The sequence below is a fragment of the Mycobacterium sp. IDUB_28 genome, from assembly GCF_055419285.1.
This window is the reverse complement of the sequence record NZ_JBVAXK010000042.1, coordinates 1-560: the sequence shown is the minus strand read 5'-3', so window position 1 is coordinate 560 and position 560 is coordinate 1. Positions and strand designations below refer to the sequence as shown.

Annotated in this window: 1 protein-coding gene; it reads left to right on the top strand. The window is 58.2% G+C overall.

Annotated elements, in window-relative coordinates; genetic code table 11:
* Positions 1 to 560, top strand: a 560-nt coding sequence (locus ACZYZ9_RS26460; RefSeq protein ID WP_463829110.1) for a pentapeptide repeat-containing protein, incomplete at both ends; no start/stop codon positions are given.

Here is a 560-nt window from a genome sequence, read left to right as displayed (position 1 = left end):
AGCTTCAACGTCGGCAGCATCAACACCGGCTTCGCCAACGCAGGCGACCTCAACACCGGTTCCTTCAACACCGGCAGTATGAACCTCGGCTCATTCATGCTCGCCGACAGCCAAGTGCTCGACGGCATCACCATTTCCCTCAATCTGCCGGCGATTCCGATCGATCTGGTGGCGGGCACCAACGTGGCCATCCCCATCTCCGGTCAGTTCGACCCGATCACCATTTACCCCATCATTGTCAACGTCCCGGTCAACGTGACAGGACTCGGTCTGGCCACCATCAGTGGGATCGTCCCCTCCGCAATAGTGGAGCCAATCGTCATCAACCCGATCGTCCTGCTGGACGTCGTATTCGGTGCGGACGTGCAGATCCCCATCGACATGACACTGCTGGGCCGAATCAACCTCACGATCCCGGGGGTGGTTGGTATTGGGAACTCTGTGGGGTCGTTGGCGTCGGGTTTCTTCAACGGCAGTTCCAGTGGTACGTCCGGGTTCTTCAATTCGAACAGTTTGAGTTCGGGTTTTGCTAATGCCAACGGGGCGTTGACGTCGGGTTG